Raw genomic sequence first — 16,940 nt, 5'->3', positions numbered from 1 at the left:
TGGCATGCCGGGGTCTTACGGGTCCTCCACAGGCGTTTCGTGTCTCCGGGGAACTGCCCGGCGACATGATCGTTAGGTGGCGGCGTGCATGGCGGCCAGCAGGTTCCGGGCGGCGTTGTGGTCCCGCTGGTGGATGCTGCCGCACTGGCACGCCCATACTCGGTCGGACAGGGTCAGGGCCGTGTTGATCGTCCCGCAGTCGCCGCATGTCTTGCTCGACGGGTACCAGCGGTCGGCCGCCCATACCTTCGATCCGTACCAGACGGTCTTGTACTCCAGTTGCCGTACGAACTCGCCGAATCCAGCGTCGGACACGGCGCGGGCCAGGCGGCGGTTACGGACCATCCCGGCGAAGTTGAGCGACTCGACGGCGATGGCGCGCTTGGTTCTCGCGAGCCTCGTCGTGAGCTGGTGCAGGAAATCAGCCCGCCTGTGCGCCACGGACAGATGCACGGCGGCAACCTTGCCAACGGCTTTGGCCCGGTTGTTCGACCCGCGCTGGCTGCGGGCCAGGGTCTTGTTCGCCCGTCGCAGCTTGCGCTGCGCCGCTGTCAACGCGCGCGGCGCGTGGACCTCCTCCACCGCGCCGGTGTCGTCGGCGATCACCGCGAACGTGGTGAGTCCGAGATCGATGCCGCAGGTCGGCGCCTCCGCCGGAACCGCTCGCCGGATGTTGACGTCGGTTCGGTCAATGTCGACCTGGAAGGACACCCACCAGCGGCCGGCCCGCTCGCGTACCGTCGCGCCGATGATCCGGGCACGTCCGTCGCCGAGCCGGTCGGTCAGCCACGACATGTCCTCCCGCGCCGACACCGGGCCGATACCGGGCAGGGTAACGGCGCGCGCACTGGTGGGTCGGGCCCGGTCGGCGTCGTAGCGGAACCGGGATCCGTGCTTGCGTTTACGCCAGGTCGGGAACCCGATCCGGCGTCCACGGCGGCCGCCGGTGCGGGAGGCCACCCAGTTCTTCAGCCCGGCTGCCCGGACCCGGCATGCCTCCTTCGGCACCCGCGACGACAAACCCGCCTCGGCGAACCACGGGAACACGGTGGGATGGGCGGCTCGCCACGCCCTCTCCATCGCAGGCGCTGACCATGGCACGGGCGTCAGCAGCTCATCCGGCACGCCGTAGGAGCGTTCCGCCTCCCGCTGGTCGAGCGCCGCCTTGACCAGCGCCAGGCAGAAGTTCTCCACCACCCGCGACAGGCCGGCGTGCTGGCCGAGCCGGACGCGCTGCTCCACGGTGGGGTTCAGCTCCACTCGGAAGCCCTGCTTGACGCGGCTCACGCGGTCGCATCCACCGCCGTCATCGCGGCCTTCGCTTTGCGGCTGGCTGACCGCCGGCCATACCGGCGGGCACAGAACGAGGTGAGCATTTCGACCATGTCCCGCACCAGATCATCGGCCACCTCGGCGTCGTCAATGATCACGATGCTACGGCCGGCCGCCGCGAGAGCGCAGGACAGATGCTCGACGCCGAAGCGGGCCAGCCGGTCCCGATGCTCGACCACGATGGTGATGACCTGCGGGTCGCGCAGCAGCTTTGCCAACTTCGGCCGGTCGCCGTCAAGCCCAGACCCCACCTCGGTAACAACCTCGGCCACCCTCAGCCCCCGCGCGGTAGCGGCGGTAACCACCCGCCCGACCTGCCGCTCCAGGTCAGCTCTCTGATCGGCCGAGGAAACCCGGCAGTACACGACCGTCCGCCCGACCGGATCAACCACCGGCTCGAGGACGAGGTACCGGCCGGTGTCGGTCTTCACCACCGGCACGGGCATCCGCCCGTTCTTCGCCCACGACCACGCCGTCTGGTAATGCACGCCGTTCCGGCGCGCCCACTCAGACAACTTCACGCACTCATAATAACGGAAGAAGACTGAGAATCAATGATGAAACGCCGACGCCTGTCGCCCCACAGAATCGTCGCGGTCGGTATGGTTCGCCCTGTCGACGGTGACCGGGGAGGGTGGCGTTGGGCGAGAGCGTGGACCGGGACGCCAATCGCGCTGCGGGCGCGGTTCGACGAGGTGTACGGGGACTATCGGCGACGGTTTGGACGAGCTGCAGGCCCGGCTCGCCGAGCTGCGGGTAACGGAGCGCTCCGACGACGGTCAGGTGACCACGATCGTCGGGGCCGGGGCGACCTGATCTCGGTGGAGCTGCGCTCGTCTACAACGACCGGGACGCGAAGGCGTTAAGCCGGGAGATCACTACCACGACCCACCGGGCCGGTGCGACCGCCGCCTCCGCCACCCAGGAACTGGTGGCCGGCTACCTGCCCGCAGGCTCCGGAGCGGTCGACTTCCTGCGTACGGGTGATTTCGGATCGTTGCTGGGTCGGGCAGACTCGGCGCTGCGCCGGGGCGAATGATGGACGGGCAACTCTGGCTCGACCCACAGCCTGCCCGGCGCGGCGGCACCGATCTCTCGCTCGCCGGCGAGGCCGTCGGCGCACGGCGCTGGGAGGTGGGCGGGGCCATCGCTGCGGCAAGCGCATTCCGGCCGTGGGGCAAGGACGACATCGGCGCGGCCTTCGAGCAGAAGTACCGGGGCTTTGAGGAGTTCGTGCTACGCGTGGGGCGGCACCTAGAGGGCCTGGGTGCCGGCATAGTCCGCTCTGTCGACGCCAAGCCCGTCCCGTATTGCCGTCGTCAAGACTTCTGAACTGAATACCAGACGATGTGTCGTCATTGAAGGACCTTGCTGCGGCCATCATTTCCCTCTGGGAGCAGGAAGCGTTCCGGACTGCTCTGGAACGCCATGAGCGAGAGGCGATGGAGCGGTGAATACTCGGCCGCCGGGAAAACTTCCGGCCCTCTTCAGTTACTACGAGACCCCCCTCAAGCTCATATCGGATGAGGTGGGCCAGATCCAGGGTTGGCGACTATCAAGGAAGACCGGAGGTTGGGAACGCGCCGACGAGTTGGTCCGCAAGGTTCTCTTCGCCGGTGGCGATGAGATTGAGGAGTTGTCGCGCGACGAGTTCATCGGATTCACCGAGCATGACCGCGGGCGGTATCTAAGCGGCAGTGGCCCGATCTTCGCCCTGTACGAGACGGTGAGTGCGATTGAGGAGCAGGCGGCCGCGGAGCGTCGGCCGCTCACGCCTCACGAGGCGGCGTTGGTCACGGGAATCCGCAGGAAGACCTTCGTCATGTTCGAAGAGGAACTTCGGCGGGCGGGAGACCCCGCAGCTGATCCTCTGCTAGGCGCAGAAGGCGGCGAGGGGTGAGTTCCGCCGCCGACGGAAACCTGTTGCGACCCCGGTCCGGCGTCGGTCAGGGTCGCTCGTATGGCTGAATCCGCCGCCGCCCGCCCCACCCAGAACTTCGCCTGGTCGAACATGTTCGTCCACCCGGACGACGACCCCCGCTCCGACGGCAACCACTACGACGAGCGCACGATCCTCGTCGAGTACCTGCGCGACCAGCGGCTCACCCTGGAACTCAAGTGCGCCGACCTGGACGCCGAGGCGCTGGCCCGGCGGGCCGTACCGCCATCGAAGTTGTCGCTGCTCGGCCTGGTCCGCCACTTGGCGGAGGTGGAGCGGGGCTGGTTCCGGCGGACGATGGCCGGTCAGGACGCGCCGAAGCTCTACTGCTCGAAGGCCGACCCGGACGGCGACTTCGACGGCGCGGTCGGCGACCCGGAGGTGGTGGCCGAGGCGTGGCGCACCTGGCGGGCGGAGGTGGAGTTCGCCGAGCGCTTCGTCGCCGAGTCCGACGACCTGGGGGTCACGGGCCGGCACGGCGACGGGGAGGTCTCGCTGCGGGAGCTGCTGGTGCACATGATCGAGGAGTACGCCCGGCACAACGGCCACGCCGACCTGCTCCGCGAGTTGATCGACGGCCGCGTCGGCCAGTAGGAGCGTCGCCGTTCACCGTGGACGGGATGGTTTGTGGGGCCGGAATAGCATGGCGAAATGGCTGAACCAGACACCGACCAGCGGTCCGCTGGCCAGCAGAGTGCCGGCAGGCAGGCCACCGGCCGGTTGTCGTGACGACGGACGGATCGGGGATCGCGCAGGTCGGCATGTCTGAGGTGTCCGGTGGGCCCGTTGCTGTGCCGGGCAGCGTGGCGGAGGCGTTGGCCGTACAGGAGCGGTTGCGGCCGCTGGTTGACCTGGTCGGGCCGGGGCCGGCCGAGCCGGCGACGGTGGCCGGCCTGGACGTCGCGTACGCCGAGAGTGGCGACCGCCTCGCGGCGGCCGTGACGGTGCTGGACGCCCGGACGCTCGCGGTGGTCGACTCGGCGGTCAGCGTGGGCCGGCCCGCCTTCGACTATGTCCCGGGGCTGTTCGCGTTCCGCGAGCTGCCCGCCTTGCTCGACGCGCTCGACCGGCTGACCGTGCGGCCGGAGGTGCTGGTCTGCGACGGGCACGGGCTGGCCCACCCGCGCCGGTTCGGGCTGGCCTGCCACCTGGGCGTGGTGACCGGCCTGCCGGCGATCGGGGTGGGCAAGACGCCGCTGCTCGGCGAGTGGGCCCCGCCGGCCGACGAGCGCGGCGCGTGGACGCCGCTGCGCGACGGGGACGAGATCGTGGGCCGGGTGCTGCGTACCCGGGACGGCGTGAAGCCGGTCTTCGTCAGCGTCGGCCACCGGATGAGCCTCGACAACGCGACGGCCCGGGTGCTCGCGTTGACGCCGCGCTACCGGCTGCCCGAGACCACCCGCACCGCCGACCGGCTCTGCCGCGACGCGCTGGCCGCCGCCGCATCGGGCTGACGCCCGCAGGCGCCCCGCCCGCCCGGGACGCGGTGCGCGCCACCGGAGGATGTCGACACCCGCGGTCCCGTCCGCCGACGAATGTCAGGTGCAGCGACGCGACCACCGGGGTAATACGGCGCACATCCGGAGCGCTCTATGACCGGGCCTCACCCGGCGGCGGTAGTAGCCTACCGGCGGACCCCCGTCGGGGGAGGAACGGCGAGGTGATCATGGCGGTACGTCGGCACGCGGCGCGGCTCGCGACGGTCTGCGCGTTGCTGGGTGGCCTGGTGGCGCTCGGCGCGACGCCGGCGCTCGCCGACGACGACTCGGTCCGGGTGCGGTCGGCCGGCAGCTTCACGGCCGGCGGTTCCGCCGAGGGCGTCTCGATCGAGGTGCGCAAGCGCAGCGACGGCTGCGTGCTGCTGCGCACCACTCTGGGGCTGCGCCTAGGCGGCCTGCGCGCCGACCAGGTCAGGGCGCAGGTCAACGTGGGCGGCCACTGGTTCCCGGTGTCGCTCTCCGGGGGCGGGGGCAGCGTGGCCACTCCGGCCACCTCGCCGGCGAACCCGCGGCTGTGCAAGGGCAAGGGCATCACGGTGCGCTACCGGGTGGCGTTCGTCCAGGGTGCCCCGGGCGGCCGGCTGACGGTCACCGGCGCGGCCAGCAACGCGCTCGGGCAGCTGCTGGGCCGGGGCGCCGAGGCGTCCCGGGTGGTCGGCGGCCGGGCCTCCGCGTCGCCGACACCCTCGAAGAAGCCGTCGCCGACCCCGAGCGCGGTCGCCTCGCAGGCGGGGACCGCCGGGGAGTCGCCGGCCCTGGCGGCCGTCGCCGGGCAGGGCGCCGGCGCCACCGTCAACGCCGCCGAGGAGAAGTCCGGCGGCGGGTCGGTGGTCATGTTCTTCGGCATCGCCATGGTGGCCGTCGGGGTTCTGCTCATCCTCCTGATCTTCCGCCGCTCCCGGGCGGACAAGGAGCCCGCCGACGACCTGCCGCCCGTCCCGCTGCCCCGCAGCAACCCCGGCGGCACCACCTACCGCTCCGCGCAGGGCCCGGGCGCCGTCCCCGTCCCGCCCGGCCAGGTGTACGGCCAGCAGCCGCCCGTCCCCGGCGTGTACGGGGGCGCCCCGGCCCCGCGTCCGGTCGGCGCCGTGTACGGCAGCCGCCCGGCCCCGGAGGCCACCCAGGTGGTGCCCGGCGGGTCCACCCCGCCGCCGGTGTCCGCCCCGCCCGGGAACCCGACGTCGACGCCGCCCGCTCCTGGGCAGTACGGCCGGCCGACGTCGGCTCCGCCCGCCACCGGGCGACCCGGTGACCCGCCCCCGGAGGCCGGCGGTGGCGACCACACCAGGTTCATGCCCCGGCTCCCTGGCTGAGCCGGGGCACCCCGCGCCCCTCCGATACGCTCAGGCCGTTGACGACCTGCGGCGCGAGGAGCGATACCGGTGTCTGATCTGTCCCAGATCGTGAAGGCCTACGACGTCCGTGGGACGGTGCCGGACCAGTGGGACGAGCGGGCCGCCGAGGCCCTCGGCGTGGCCTTCGCGCAGGTGCTGGACGCCTACGGCGAGGGCGGCGACGCGGTGCTCACCGCGCACGACATGCGTGCCACCGGTCCCGGTCTGGCCGCCGCCTTCGCCGCCGGGGTGCGTGCCGAGGGGCGCTCGGTGATCGAGCTGGGGCTCGGCTCGACGGACATGCTCTACTACGCCTCCGGCGCGTTGGGGCTGCCCGGCGCGATGTTCACCGCCAGCCACAACCCGGCGCAGTACAACGGCATCAAGATGTGCCGCTCCGGAGCCCGGCCGATCGGGCAGGACAGCGGGCTGGCCGAGATCCGCCAGCGGGCGCAGGCCCTGCTGGACAAGGACGAGGCCCACCCGGCCGGCGAGCCGACCGCGCCGGCCGAGCGCCGCGACCTGCTGGCCGGTTACGCGGCGTACCTGCGCGAGCTGGTGGATCTCTCCACCATCCGCCCGCTGAAGGTCGTCGTCGACGCCGGCAACGGCATGGGCGGCTACACCGTCCCGGCCGTGCTCGGCGACGCCGTCCTGCCGGCGCTGCCGCTGGAGATCGTGCCGCTCTACTTCGAGCTGGACGGCACGTTCCCCAACCACGAGGCCAATCCGCTGGACCCGGCCAACCTGGTCGACCTCCAGCGCGCGGTGGTCGAGCACGGCGCCGAGATCGGTCTGGCGTTCGACGGCGACGCCGACCGCTGCTTCGTGGTCGACGAGCGCGGCGAGCCGGTCTCCCCGTCGGCGATCACCGCCCTGGTGGCGGCCCGAGAGCTGGCCAAGCACCCCGGCTCGACGGTGATCCACAACCTGATCACCTCCAGCGCCGTGCCGGAGATCATCCGCGAGCACGGCGGCGAGCCGGTCGTCGCCCGGGTCGGGCACTCCTTCATCAAGGCGGAGATGGCCCGCACCAACGCGATCTTCGGCGGTGAGCACTCCGCCCACTACTACTTCCGGGACTTCTGGTTCGCCGACACCGGCATGCTCGCCGCGTTGCACACCCTGGCCGCCCTGGGCGAGCAGTCGCTGCCGATGTCCGTGCTGGCCGGCGAGTACGAGCGGTACGTCGCCTCCGGCGAGATCAACTCGACCGTGGCCGACCAGGCCGCCAAGGTGGCCGAGGTGCGGGCCGCGTACCCGCAGGCCGAGGCCGACGAGTTGGACGGCCTCACGCTGCGCTTCCCGGACGGCGCGTGGTTCAACCTCCGCGCCTCCAACACCGAGCCGTTGCTGCGGCTCAACGTCGAGGCCCCGACCCGGGAGCGGATGACCTCGCTCCGCGACGAGGTGCTCGACCGGGTTCGCCGATAAGATCGCCTGCGCCGGTCGGCACCGTCGATCGGTGAAAACGCATACGTGGAAGGAGCCGCGCCGTGGCCCTGGACCCGCAGTTGCTGGAAATCCTCGCCTGTCCGGACACGCATCACGCCCCGCTCGACTACGACGCGGAGGCGCAGACGCTGACCTGCACCGAGTGCGGTCGGATCTTCGAGGTCCGCGACGACGTGCCCGTGCTGCTGCTGGACGAGGCGCGCGGCGGCCCCGCGGAGCGGTCGTGATCGAGGGTACGGCCGGGGTCAGCGGCCGCCGCGATCCCGACGAGGCCCTGCTCGACGACCAGGACGCGCTCGCCGAGCACGACCCGGGCGGCATGCTGCGGCACACCGCCTCCGCCGGGGCGCAGGTCCGCGAGTCGGCCGCCCTGGCCGCCGAGGCGAACCTCCAGGTGCTCGCCGACGAGGGCCGGCCCCGCGCGGTCGTCATCGCCGGCATCGGCACCGCCGGCCGTACGGGTGACGTGCTGGCCACCGTCGCCGGGCCGCGCTGCCCGGTGCCGGTCATCCCGCACCGCAGCGCCGGCGTGCCCGGCTGGGTGGGGGCTGCGGACGTGGTCATCGCCGTGAGCGCCTCCGGCCGCAGCCCCGAGGCGCTGGGCGCCGCCGAGGCCGCGCACCGGCGGGGCGCCCGGCTGGTCGCCGTCGGCGCGCCCGACTCGCAGTTGCAGTCGGTGGCCGAGCGGGCCCGGGCGCCGTTCATCCCGGTGCCCCGGCGCGCCCCGGCCCGGGCCAGCCTCTGGGCGCTCACCGTGCCGGTCCTGCTCGCCGCCCGTACGCTCGGCCTGGTGAAGGTCAACGAGGCGGACCTGGCGGAGACCGCGGCCCGGCTCGACGCGGACGCCGACCGGTGCCGCCCGACGGCCGAGTCCTTCGTCAACCCGGCGAAGTCGCTCGCCCTGGGCCTGGCCGGCTCGGTGCCGATCGTCTGGGGCTCGTCGCCGCTCGCCACCGTGGCGGCCCGCCGGTTCGGCGACACCCTGTCCGCCAACGCCCGCTACCCGGTGGTCAGCGGGGCGCTCGGCGAGGCCGGGCGGGGGCGGGTCGGCCTGCTCGACGGCGTCTTCGGCGGCCTGGCGGAGGGGGAGCGGGACATCTTCGCCGACCCCGACGACGAGGCGCCGGCCGGCACCCGGCTGCGGCTGGTGTTGCTGCGCGACGGCGGGCTGAACCCCGAGGACGACGCCGACGAGCCGCTCGACGTCGAGGAGCGCCGCGCGGACGCGGTGCAGACCCTCGCCGAGCGGCGCGGTGTGCGCTGCGACGTGGTGACCGCCGAGGGCGGCTCCGCGCTGGAGCGGCTCGCCTCGCTGGTCGCCGTGCCGGACTTCGCCTCGGTCTACCTCGCCCTGGCACACGGACTGGATCCGATGGCCGTTCCGGCCATCACCGAGATGAAGGAGCTGGCGAACCAGTGAGCGATAGCAGGGAGCGGGTCGAGCGGTGCGGCGCGCCGGTGCCCGGCGGCGCCGCGCGACGGAACGGGGCGGCGGCGTGAGCGCCAACGGCGGGACGAAGGCGATCGTCGCCGCGCTGCTGGCCAACGTCGGCATCGCCGTCACCAAGTTCGTCGCGTTCCTGCTGACCGGGTCGTCGTCGATGCTGGCCGAGTCGATCCACTCGGTCGCCGACTCCGGCAACCAGGGACTGCTGCTGCTCGGCGGCCGGCGGGCCAAGCGGGCCGCCACCCCGCAGCACCCCTTCGGCTACGGCCGCGAGCGCTACATCTACGCGTTCATCGTGTCCATCGTGCTGTTCAGCGTTGGTGGCCTGTTCGCCCTGTACGAGGCGTACCACAAGTGGTCGCACGCGGAGCCGATCACGAGCTGGCACTGGGTGCCGGTCGTCGTGCTGGTGGCCGCGATCATCATGGAGTCGTTCTCCTTCCGCACCGCCATCAAGGAGTCCAACCTCGTCCGGGGCGACCAGTCCTGGGTGAAGTTCGTCCGCCGGGCCAAGGCTCCGGAGCTGCCGGTGGTGCTGCTGGAGGACCTGGGCGCGCTGGTCGGTCTGATCTTCGCGCTGTTCGGCGTCGGCATGACGCTGATCACCGACAACGGCCGGTGGGACGCCGCCGGCACCGCGATGATCGGCGTGCTGCTGGTGGCCATCGCGATCGTCTTGGCCGTCGAGACCAAGAGCCTGCTGCTCGGTGAGGGCGCCGAGGCGCACGACGTCGCTGCGATCGAGAAGGCGGTCACGGACGGCCCGGAGGTGGAGCGGATCATCCACATGAAGACGCTCTACCTGGGCCCCGAGGAGCTGATGGTCGCCGCGAAGATCGGCGTGCCGGCCTGCGACAACGCCGAGGAGTTGGCCCGCGGCATCAACGTCGTCGAGGCCCGGATCCGCGCCGCCGTGCCGGCCGCCCGGGTGATCTACCTGGAGCCGGACATCTACAGCGCCGCCGCCGAGCGGGCGGGCAGCGGGAGCGCGGCGCACACCGCCGTGCCGGGATCCGAGCCGGGCGAGGCCACCGGGCGGCCCGGGAGCTGACCGGTGGAACTGCTGTACGGACCGATCAGGGACTACGCGTGGGGGTCCCGCTCGGCGATCGCCCAGTTGCAGGGCAGGCCGGCGCCGAGCGACGGCCCGGAGGCCGAGCTGTGGCTGGGCGCCCACCCGGGCGGCCCGGCCACGGTCGACCGCGACGGCGGCCGGATCGACCTGACCGACCTGCTGCTCGCCGAGCCGGACCACTGGCTCGGCGAGCGGGTCGTCGGCCGGTTCGGCACCCGGCTGCCGTTCCTGCTCAAGGTGCTCGCCGCGGATGCCCCGCTGAGTCTGCAGGCGCACCCGGACGCCGAGCAGGCCCGTGCCGGGCACGCCGCCGACGCCGGCCGCCCCGACGGGCAGCGCAACTACGTCGACCCGTACCACAAGCCGGAGCTGCTGGTCGCGCTCTCGCCGATGGAGGCGCTCTGCGGGTTCCGTGACCCGGTCGCCTCGGCGGAGGCGCTCGCGGGGTTCGGCGTACCCGCGCTGGAGCCCGTGCTGGCGGCGTTGCGCACCGGCCCGTCGGGGCTGCGCGACGCCGTACGGCTGCTGCTGACCTGGCCCGCCGACGAGCGCGACGCGCTGGTGCGGGCCGCGGCGTCGGCGGCGGTCGCGGGGCCCGACGCGGAGCTGGCCCGGGAGTTGGCCGCCGCCTACCCGGGCGACCCGGGGGTGCTGGTGGCGATGCTGCTCAACCGGGTGCGGCTGGCGCCCGGGGAGGCGATCTGGATGCCGGCCGGCAACCTGCACGCCTACCTGCGGGGCACCGGCGTGGAGATCATGGCGGCCAGCGACAACGTGCTGCGCGGCGGTCTGACGCCGAAGCGGGTGGACGTCGACGAGCTGCTCCGGGTGCTGCGCTTCGAGGTGCTCCGGGAGCCGGTGGTGCCGCCGCTGGAGGTCGGCCCCGGGGTGGTCACCTGGCCGGTGCCGGTGGACGACTTCGCGCTGCACCGGGTGACGGTGGGCGCGGCGCTGCCGGCGGTGACGCTGTCGGTGCCCGGGCCGCGCGTGGTGCTCTGCTGCGCGGGGGAGGTCTCGGTCGACGACGGGACGGGCGCGGTGACGCTCGGGCGGGGGCAGGCCGCGGTCGGCACGGCCGCCGCCGGGCCGCTGCGCGTGGCGGGCGCGGGCGAGGCGTACGTGGCGAGCTGCGGCCTGGGCTGAGCCGGTCGTCCGCCCGGCGGTCGCCGGGCAGGGCAAGTCCGACTTTCCCGGAATGGCTTGACGCTGCGACTTCGCAGTGTGACTCTATGGGTACGCAGCGTTATCGCGACGACGGTCCGAGAACGCGCGCGAGGGATCCAAACCGGGGGGATGCACGGGGCGGGCGGCTGGTGGACGGAGAGTCCGTCCACGACCGACCGCCCCGTGCGCTGCCCGCTTCTGTCTTCCTGCTCTCTTCACCGGCCGGTCCCTTCCGCGGCGGCCCGCGCGCGTAAGGTGGAGGGTCGCGCAGCACATCGTCCGACAGGAGCTTCCATGACCAGCACCCTCCCGGCGTCCGCAAGTGGAACGCCGTCCGAGGCCCGGCCGAGCACCCTCGCCGAGGGCGACTACAAGGTGGCGGATCTGTCGCTCGCCGAGTTCGGGCGCAAGGAGATCCAGCTCGCCGAGCACGAGATGCCCGGCCTGATGGCGATCCGTCGTGAGTTCGCCGACGCCCAGCCGCTCGCTGGCGCCCGGATCACCGGGTCGCTGCACATGACCATCCAGACCGCCGTCCTGATCGAGACCCTGGTCGCGCTCGGCGCGCAGGTCCGCTGGGCGTCCTGCAACATCTTCTCCACCCAGGACCACGCCGCTGCCGCGATGGTGGTCGGTCCGACCGGCACCCCGGAGGCCCCGGCCGGCGTCCCGGTCTACGCCTGGAAGGGCGAGAGCCTGGAGGAGTACTGGTGGTGCACCGAGCAGGTGCTCGCCTGGCCCGACGGGCAGGGCCCGAACATGATCCTCGACGACGGCGGCGACGCCACCCTGCTGGTGCACAAGGGCGTCGAGTTCGAGAAGGCCGGGGCCGTCCCGCCGGTCGAGTCCGCCGACTCCGAGGAGTACGCGGTCATCCTCGGTGTGCTGCACCGCTCGCTCGCCGAGGACGGCCAGCGGTGGACCCGGATCGCCGCCGGCATCAAGGGCGTGACCGAGGAGACCACCACCGGCGTGCACCGGCTCTACGAGATGCACCGCGCCGGCACCCTGCTCTTCCCCGCCATCAACGTCAACGACTCGGTGACGAAGAGCAAGTTCGACAACAAGTACGGCTGCCGCCACTCGCTCATCGACGGCATCAACCGGGCCACCGACGTGCTGATCGGCGGCAAGATGGCGGTCGTGCTCGGCTACGGCGACGTCGGCAAGGGCTGCGCCGAGTCGCTGCGCGGCCAGGGCGCCCGGGTCGTGGTCACCGAGGTCGACCCGATCTGCGCGCTCCAGGCGGCGATGGACGGCTACCAGGTCGCCACCCTGGACGACGTGGTCGAGCAGGCGGACATCTTCATCACCGCCACCGGCTGCTTCGACGTCATCACCAACGAGCACATGGCCCGGATGAAGCACCAGGCCATCGTCGGCAACATCGGCCACTTCGACAACGAGATCGACATGGCCGGCCTGGCGAAGCGGTCCGACGTGGAGCGGGTCAACATCAAGCCGCAGGTCGACCTCTGGAAGTTCGCCGACGGGCACGCGATCATCGTGCTGTCGGAGGGCCGCCTGCTGAACCTGGGCAACGCCACCGGCCACCCGAGCTTCGTGATGTCGAACTCGTTCGCCAACCAGACGATCGCCCAGATCGAGCTGTTCACGAAGACCGAGGAATACCCGACCGGCGTCTACGTGCTGCCGAAGCACCTGGACGAGAAGGTCGCCCGGCTGCACCTGGAGGCGCTCGGCGCCAAGCTGAGCACCCTGACCAAGGAGCAGGCCGCCTACCTCGGCGTCTCCGTCGAGGGCCCGTTCAAGCCGGAGCACTACCGGTACTGAGCCGACCCGCACCGACCGGGCCGGCCCGCGCCAGCGGGCCGGCCCGTCGGCGTCTCCGGCGACTGCGGGCGAGCGGCCGGTCGGCGGGCCGCGGCGGGCGTGGGCCAGTCGGGGCGGAAGCCCTCGGGGCCGGGGCCGGCCGGGGCAAGGAGCGGGGTCAGTCCGGGCGGGAGCGGCGGCGGGCGGGGCGGACCCAACTCCACACGCACCAGGCGAGCCAGGCCAGCGAGACCACCGTGGCCAGGGCGCGCAGGCGCAGCGCGCTGAGCAGCAGCACCACCGCCAGGACGGCCAGCCACGGCCCGAACGCCCTCACGACCGCCACCGCCGACGCGCGCTCCCGACCGCCACCGGCCGCACCGCCCTCACGACCGCCACCGGCCGAGGACCATGCGGCGGACCAGCGGCGGGGCGATCCACGACCAGACGCAGAAGAGCGCCCACGCCACGCCGAACAGGCCCGCGAGCAGGTCCAGCCCGGCGAGGTTGAGCAGCACCACCACGCCGATCGCGAGCAGCCAGGTGCGGAGGATCCCCAGCCGGTAGAGCGGCCGCAGCGGCAGCAGCAGCGGGTGGGTGTACACCCGGCTCTCCCAGGCGGCCTCGGCGAAGTCGGCGTCGGTCGGGTCGTGCGCCACCGCCTGCCCGAAGGCACGGTGCGCGGTGCCCACCCGGCCGCGCCGGGCCGCGGCGACGCCGTGCAGGGCGAGCGCCGCGGGGTTGGCCGGCCACGCCCCGAGGAACTCGCGGGAGATGCGCTCGGCGGCCCGGTCGTCGCCGCAGGCGTACGCGAGTTGGAAGCGGGAGGCGAAGACGGCCGGCGCGTCCGGGACGATCGCGGCGGCGCGGGCGACCAGGCGTTCCGCCTTGTCGGTCTGGCCCACGGCCGAGCAGAGGTCGGCGTACTGGCAGAGCAGCCACGGGTGCTCCGGCTCGATGGCCAGCGCGTCGAGCAGCGCCCGCTCGGCGGGGGCGAACTCGCGGTGGTGGCGCAGCGCGAGACCCAGCCGGCCGAGCAGCTCCGCGTCCGGGCCGGTCTCGGCCAGTCCCTGACGGGCGACGGCGACCACCTCGTCCCAACGGTCCAGCCCGGTCAGCGCCGCCGCCCGCAGCCGGAACGCGGCGGGGCTGGCGGCCAGCGCGGCGGGGAGCCGGTTCACCTCGTCCAGGGCCTGTTCCAGCCGGTTCAGCTCCAGGAGCTGGGCCACCCGGGCGAGCTGGGTCTCCGGGGCGGTCACGCGGCGGCCACCAGCACGATCAGCGCGGCCTCGGCGAAGCCGAACAGGAGCACCGCCCCGACGCCGGGCAGCCACAGCGACGCCGGCGCGCCGCCGCGCAGCTCGTACGCCCGGAACCGGCGCTTCTGCGTGGCGGAGGCAGCGAGCCAGACCAGCGCGCCGGCCAGCGCCCCGATCAGCCGGACGGGCCGGTCGGCCCCGTCGTCGAAGACCACGAGCGTGACCACCAGCCGGGCCACCAGCCCGGCCAGCCCGACGCCGAGCACCGCCAGGTGCGTCCGGCGGGGCAGGCCCAGCCGGTGCCCGTTGACCAGGGCCAGCACTGTGGCCGCCGTCGGGCCGCCGAACACGGCGGGGAAGATCAGCGACTGCGGTCGCCACGGCGGGCGACGCGCCTCGTACGCCGCCGGCGCGATGGTGGGGGTGAACAGGTCGTCGGCCACGGTGTTCCCGTCTCGGTAGGGGCGAGCGAGCCGGATCCTGCCACAGCCGGGCGACGGCCGGCGGTCCCGCGCCCGCCGCCCGGGTGCCCGCGCCCGCCGGTCAGGTGCCGGCGTCGGGCGTGGACATGGCGCTCGCCGGCGCCGACGGGGCGGAGGTGGACCGCGGCGTCAACGCGGTCGCCGCCGCGACCGCCGGCCGTACCGCCGCGACGGGCTGCGCCGGCACGGCGGCCGGCGCGCCGCCGGGCACCGCCGGACGGATCGTGCCGGGTGGCGCGGCGACCTCGGGCGGGGCGGCGGCCGGGACCGCACGGGGCGGCGCGGGCGGGCCGGGCGTCAGCTCCGGCCAGAGCGTCGCGGCGACGGCGCGACCGCGGCCCAGCCGGTGCCAGGCCCGCCGGTGCCGCTCGCCGAGGACCGCGGCCAGGTAGACCGACTCCGGCAAGCCCGGCGGCGGGGGCGGCGTGATCACCGCCGAGATCTCGGCCCACAGGCCGCGGCCCAGCCGCCCGCGGGCCGGCTCCGCCAGGTGGCGCACCCGGGCCAGGTACTGCCGGGCGGCCAGCGCCAGGCCGTCGTCCAGCCGGCTCAGGTCCAGCGTGTGCGCCCAGCCGACCAGCACGGGCACCGCCGTCGGGACCGGCCGCCAGGCGGTCGCCGTCCGGGTGTGCACGACGAGCGTGCCCGCCACGAGGTCGCCCAGCCGGCGCCCCCGCCGGTCGGTCAGCATCACGGTCACGCCGGCGACCCAGCTCAGCAGCGGCAGCACCAGGCCCGGCCACTCCACCGCCACGCCCACCAGCGCCCGGGTCAGCGACTGCCGCAGCCCCACCGGGGCGCCGTCGGCGCTGACCACCCGCAGCCCGACCGCCAGCTTGCCCAGCGTCCGGCCGTGGTTGAACCGCTCGCAGAGCACCGGGTAGCCGACCAGCACCAGGACCAGCCCCACCGTCGCGAGGGCACCGGTCAGCGCCTTGTCGACCAGCCCGGGCGGCAGGTTGGCGAGCACGATGCCGGCGGCGATCGACAGCACCAGCACGAGGACCAGCTGGGCCAGGATGTCGAGCATCAGCGCGAGCACCCGGGAGCCGATCCGGGCGGCCCGGACGTCCAGCTCCACGGCCTCCCCGCTGACCAGCCCGGCGTCGCCCCACGGGGCGGGTCGGGCCGGCGGTCGTGGTTGCGCTCTCACCCCGACAGTGAACACTATGATCGCCGGACGGGGGTGACGGTGGATCTCGACGCGTACGTCGCGGAACACGGCGGGGAGTGGCGGCGGCTGGAGGAACTCTCCCGGCGCGGCCGGCTCGACGCCGCCGAGGTCGACGAACTCGTCGCCCTCTACCAGCGGGCGACCACCCAGCTCTCGGTGCTGCGCAGCCGCTCACCCGACCCGGCGCTGGTCAGCCAGCTCTCCCAGGTGGTGCTGCGGGCCCGGGCCCGGCTCACCGGCCGACCGCGGCCGTCCTGGGCGGCGGTCGGCAGGTTCCTGCTGGTCGGCTTCCCCGGCGCGGTCTACCGCGCCTGGCCCTGGTGGTGCGGGGTGGCGACCGGCTTCACCCTGCTCAGCTTCTTCCTCATCTGGTACGTGGCGGGCAACCCGGAGACGGCGGGCGCGTTCATCGGCGAGGAGGCGGCCGCCGACCTGGTCGAGTCCGGCTTCGCCGGCTACTACACCGAGTTCGCCGCGCCGACCTTCGCCTTCCACCTGTGGACGCACAACGCCTGGCTCGCCGCCCAGTGTCTCGCCGCCGGGGTGCTCATCGTCCCCGTGCTCTACCTGCTCTGGCAGAACGCGCTCAACATCGGCGTGGTCGGCGGGGTGATGGTCGCCTACGGCCGGGCGGACGTCTTCTTCGGACTGATCACCCCGCACGGGCTGCTGGAGCTGACCGGCGTCTTCGTGGCCGCCGGGGTGGGCCTGCGCGTCGGGTGGGCGTGGATCGCGCCGCCCGCCCAGCTCACCCGGGGGCAGGCGGTCGCCCGGGCGGGCCGCGAGGGCGTCCTGGTCGCCGTCGGCCTGGTGGGGCTCTTCGCGGTCTCCGCCGTCATCGAGGCGTTCGTGACGCCCGCGCCCGTGCCGGTCCCGCTCCGCGTCCTCGCGGGCGCCGCCGTTTGGCTCGCCTTCCTGGCGTACGTCGTGGTGCTCGGCCGCCGGGCGACCGCCGCGCGCGAGGGCGACGACGTCCTCGATCCGTACGCCCGCCGCTGACCGCCCCG

General features: G+C 73.6%; 18 protein-coding genes. 12 read left to right on the top strand and 6 right to left on the bottom strand.

Annotated features, from left to right (window positions below):
* Positions 1-72: 72 nt before the first annotated feature.
* Positions 73-1,287, bottom strand: coding sequence for an RNA-guided endonuclease InsQ/TnpB family protein (locus ACZ6O2_RS02805; protein WP_466021796.1), 1,215 nt, complete (start codon positions 1,285-1,287; stop codon positions 73-75).
* Entirely contained in the window at positions 1,284-1,853 is a 570-nt protein-coding gene (locus ACZ6O2_RS02800; RefSeq protein ID WP_466021795.1) for an IS607 family transposase, read from the bottom strand. The genes ACZ6O2_RS02805 and ACZ6O2_RS02800 overlap by 4 nt, the downstream gene beginning before the upstream one ends.
* 514 nt (positions 1,854-2,367) lie before the next feature.
* Between ACZ6O2_RS02800 and ACZ6O2_RS02795 the strand changes: the two genes are divergently transcribed.
* The 11 genes from ACZ6O2_RS02795 to ahcY all read left to right on the top strand — a co-directional run bounded on the left by ACZ6O2_RS02795 (position 2,368) and on the right by ahcY (position 13,039).
* Entirely contained in the window at positions 2,368-2,664 is a 297-nt protein-coding gene (locus ACZ6O2_RS02795; RefSeq protein ID WP_466021794.1) for a hypothetical protein, read from the top strand.
* A 118-nt stretch (positions 2,665-2,782) separates the two neighbouring features.
* Positions 2,783-3,232 carry a hypothetical protein gene (locus ACZ6O2_RS02790; RefSeq protein ID WP_466021793.1) on the top strand — a complete coding sequence of 150 codons (450 nt, stop codon included), beginning with the start codon at positions 2,783-2,785 and terminating at the stop codon, positions 3,230-3,232.
* 60 nt (positions 3,233-3,292) lie between these two features.
* Complete coding sequence (locus ACZ6O2_RS02785) at positions 3,293-3,865, top strand: DinB family protein (protein WP_466021792.1); 573 nt, start codon at positions 3,293-3,295, stop codon at positions 3,863-3,865.
* A gap of 167 nt (positions 3,866-4,032) precedes the next feature.
* A complete protein-coding gene (gene nfi / locus ACZ6O2_RS02780; RefSeq protein ID WP_466021791.1) occupies positions 4,033-4,725 on the top strand; it encodes a deoxyribonuclease V in 693 nt (230 codons plus the stop codon).
* Between the two features lie 212 nt (positions 4,726-4,937).
* The gene (locus tag ACZ6O2_RS02775; RefSeq protein ID WP_466021790.1) at positions 4,938-6,083 is read left to right on the top strand and encodes a hypothetical protein; all 1,146 of its coding nucleotides are present in this window, start codon (positions 4,938-4,940) and stop codon (positions 6,081-6,083) included.
* 69 nt (positions 6,084-6,152) lie between these two features.
* A complete protein-coding gene (locus tag ACZ6O2_RS02770) occupies positions 6,153-7,538 on the top strand; it encodes a phosphomannomutase/phosphoglucomutase (protein WP_466021789.1) in 1,386 nt (461 codons plus the stop codon).
* Between the two features lie 62 nt (positions 7,539-7,600).
* Positions 7,601-7,786: a Trm112 family protein gene (locus tag ACZ6O2_RS02765; RefSeq protein WP_350682673.1), complete on the top strand. Its 186-nt coding sequence runs from the start codon at positions 7,601-7,603 to the stop codon at positions 7,784-7,786.
* Entirely contained in the window at positions 7,783-8,979 is a 1,197-nt protein-coding gene (locus ACZ6O2_RS02760; protein WP_350703202.1) for an SIS domain-containing protein, read from the top strand. Before ACZ6O2_RS02765 ends, ACZ6O2_RS02760 begins: the two co-directional genes overlap by 4 nt.
* 76 nt (positions 8,980-9,055) lie before the next feature.
* Positions 9,056-10,057 (top strand): cation diffusion facilitator family transporter, encoded by a 1,002-nt coding sequence (locus ACZ6O2_RS02755; RefSeq protein ID WP_350703200.1) that lies wholly within the window; start codon positions 9,056-9,058, stop codon positions 10,055-10,057.
* A gap of 3 nt (positions 10,058-10,060) precedes the next feature.
* Positions 10,061-11,224 (top strand): mannose-6-phosphate isomerase, class I, encoded by a 1,164-nt coding sequence (gene manA / locus ACZ6O2_RS02750; RefSeq protein WP_466021788.1) that lies wholly within the window; start codon positions 10,061-10,063, stop codon positions 11,222-11,224.
* Positions 11,225-11,539: 315 nt separating this feature from the next.
* A complete protein-coding gene (gene ahcY, locus ACZ6O2_RS02745; protein ID WP_350703196.1) occupies positions 11,540-13,039 on the top strand; it encodes an adenosylhomocysteinase in 1,500 nt (499 codons plus the stop codon).
* 157 nt (positions 13,040-13,196) lie between these two features.
* Here ahcY and ACZ6O2_RS02740 read toward each other — a convergent pair whose 3' ends face one another.
* From ACZ6O2_RS02740 to ACZ6O2_RS02725, 4 genes are all read right to left on the bottom strand, one after another.
* Positions 13,197-13,355 (bottom strand): hypothetical protein, encoded by a 159-nt coding sequence (locus ACZ6O2_RS02740; protein WP_350703194.1) that lies wholly within the window; start codon positions 13,353-13,355, stop codon positions 13,197-13,199.
* 49 nt (positions 13,356-13,404) lie between these two features.
* On the bottom strand, positions 13,405-14,277 hold the full coding sequence (locus tag ACZ6O2_RS02735; protein ID WP_466021787.1) for a tetratricopeptide repeat protein: 873 nt from the start codon (positions 14,275-14,277) through the stop codon (positions 13,405-13,407).
* Positions 14,274-14,720, bottom strand: a complete 447-nt coding sequence (locus ACZ6O2_RS02730) for a hypothetical protein (protein WP_466021786.1) — start codon at positions 14,718-14,720, stop codon at positions 14,274-14,276. Before ACZ6O2_RS02730 ends, ACZ6O2_RS02735 begins: the two co-directional genes overlap by 4 nt.
* 100 nt (positions 14,721-14,820) lie before the next feature.
* Positions 14,821-15,912 (bottom strand): RDD family protein, encoded by a 1,092-nt coding sequence (locus tag ACZ6O2_RS02725; protein WP_466021785.1) that lies wholly within the window; start codon positions 15,910-15,912, stop codon positions 14,821-14,823.
* Positions 15,913-15,945: 33 nt separating this feature from the next.
* Between ACZ6O2_RS02725 and ACZ6O2_RS02720 the strand changes: the two genes are divergently transcribed.
* Complete coding sequence (locus tag ACZ6O2_RS02720) at positions 15,946-16,932, top strand: stage II sporulation protein M (RefSeq protein ID WP_350703188.1); 987 nt, start codon at positions 15,946-15,948, stop codon at positions 16,930-16,932.
* Positions 16,933-16,940 lie beyond the last annotated feature (8 nt).

This window comes from Micromonospora sp. NPDC048040 (assembly GCF_055587185.1).
The sequence above is the reverse complement of the archived record's forward strand: the minus strand, read 5'-3'. Positions and strand labels throughout refer to the sequence as shown.

Bases quoted from the DNA above. Each gene is read 5' to 3' on its own strand.
- ACZ6O2_RS02795 (WP_466021794.1), top strand. From the start codon at position 2,368: ATGATGGACGGGCAACTCTGGCTCGACCCACAGCCTGCCCGGCGCGGC.
- ACZ6O2_RS02785 (WP_466021792.1), top strand. From the start codon at position 3,293: ATGGCTGAATCCGCCGCCGCCCGCCCCACCCAGAACTTCGCCTGGTCG.
- nfi (WP_466021791.1), top strand. From the start codon at position 4,033: ATGTCTGAGGTGTCCGGTGGGCCCGTTGCTGTGCCGGGCAGCGTGGCG.
- ACZ6O2_RS02775 (WP_466021790.1), top strand. From the start codon at position 4,938: ATGGCGGTACGTCGGCACGCGGCGCGGCTCGCGACGGTCTGCGCGTTG.
- ahcY (WP_350703196.1), top strand. From the start codon at position 11,540: ATGACCAGCACCCTCCCGGCGTCCGCAAGTGGAACGCCGTCCGAGGCC.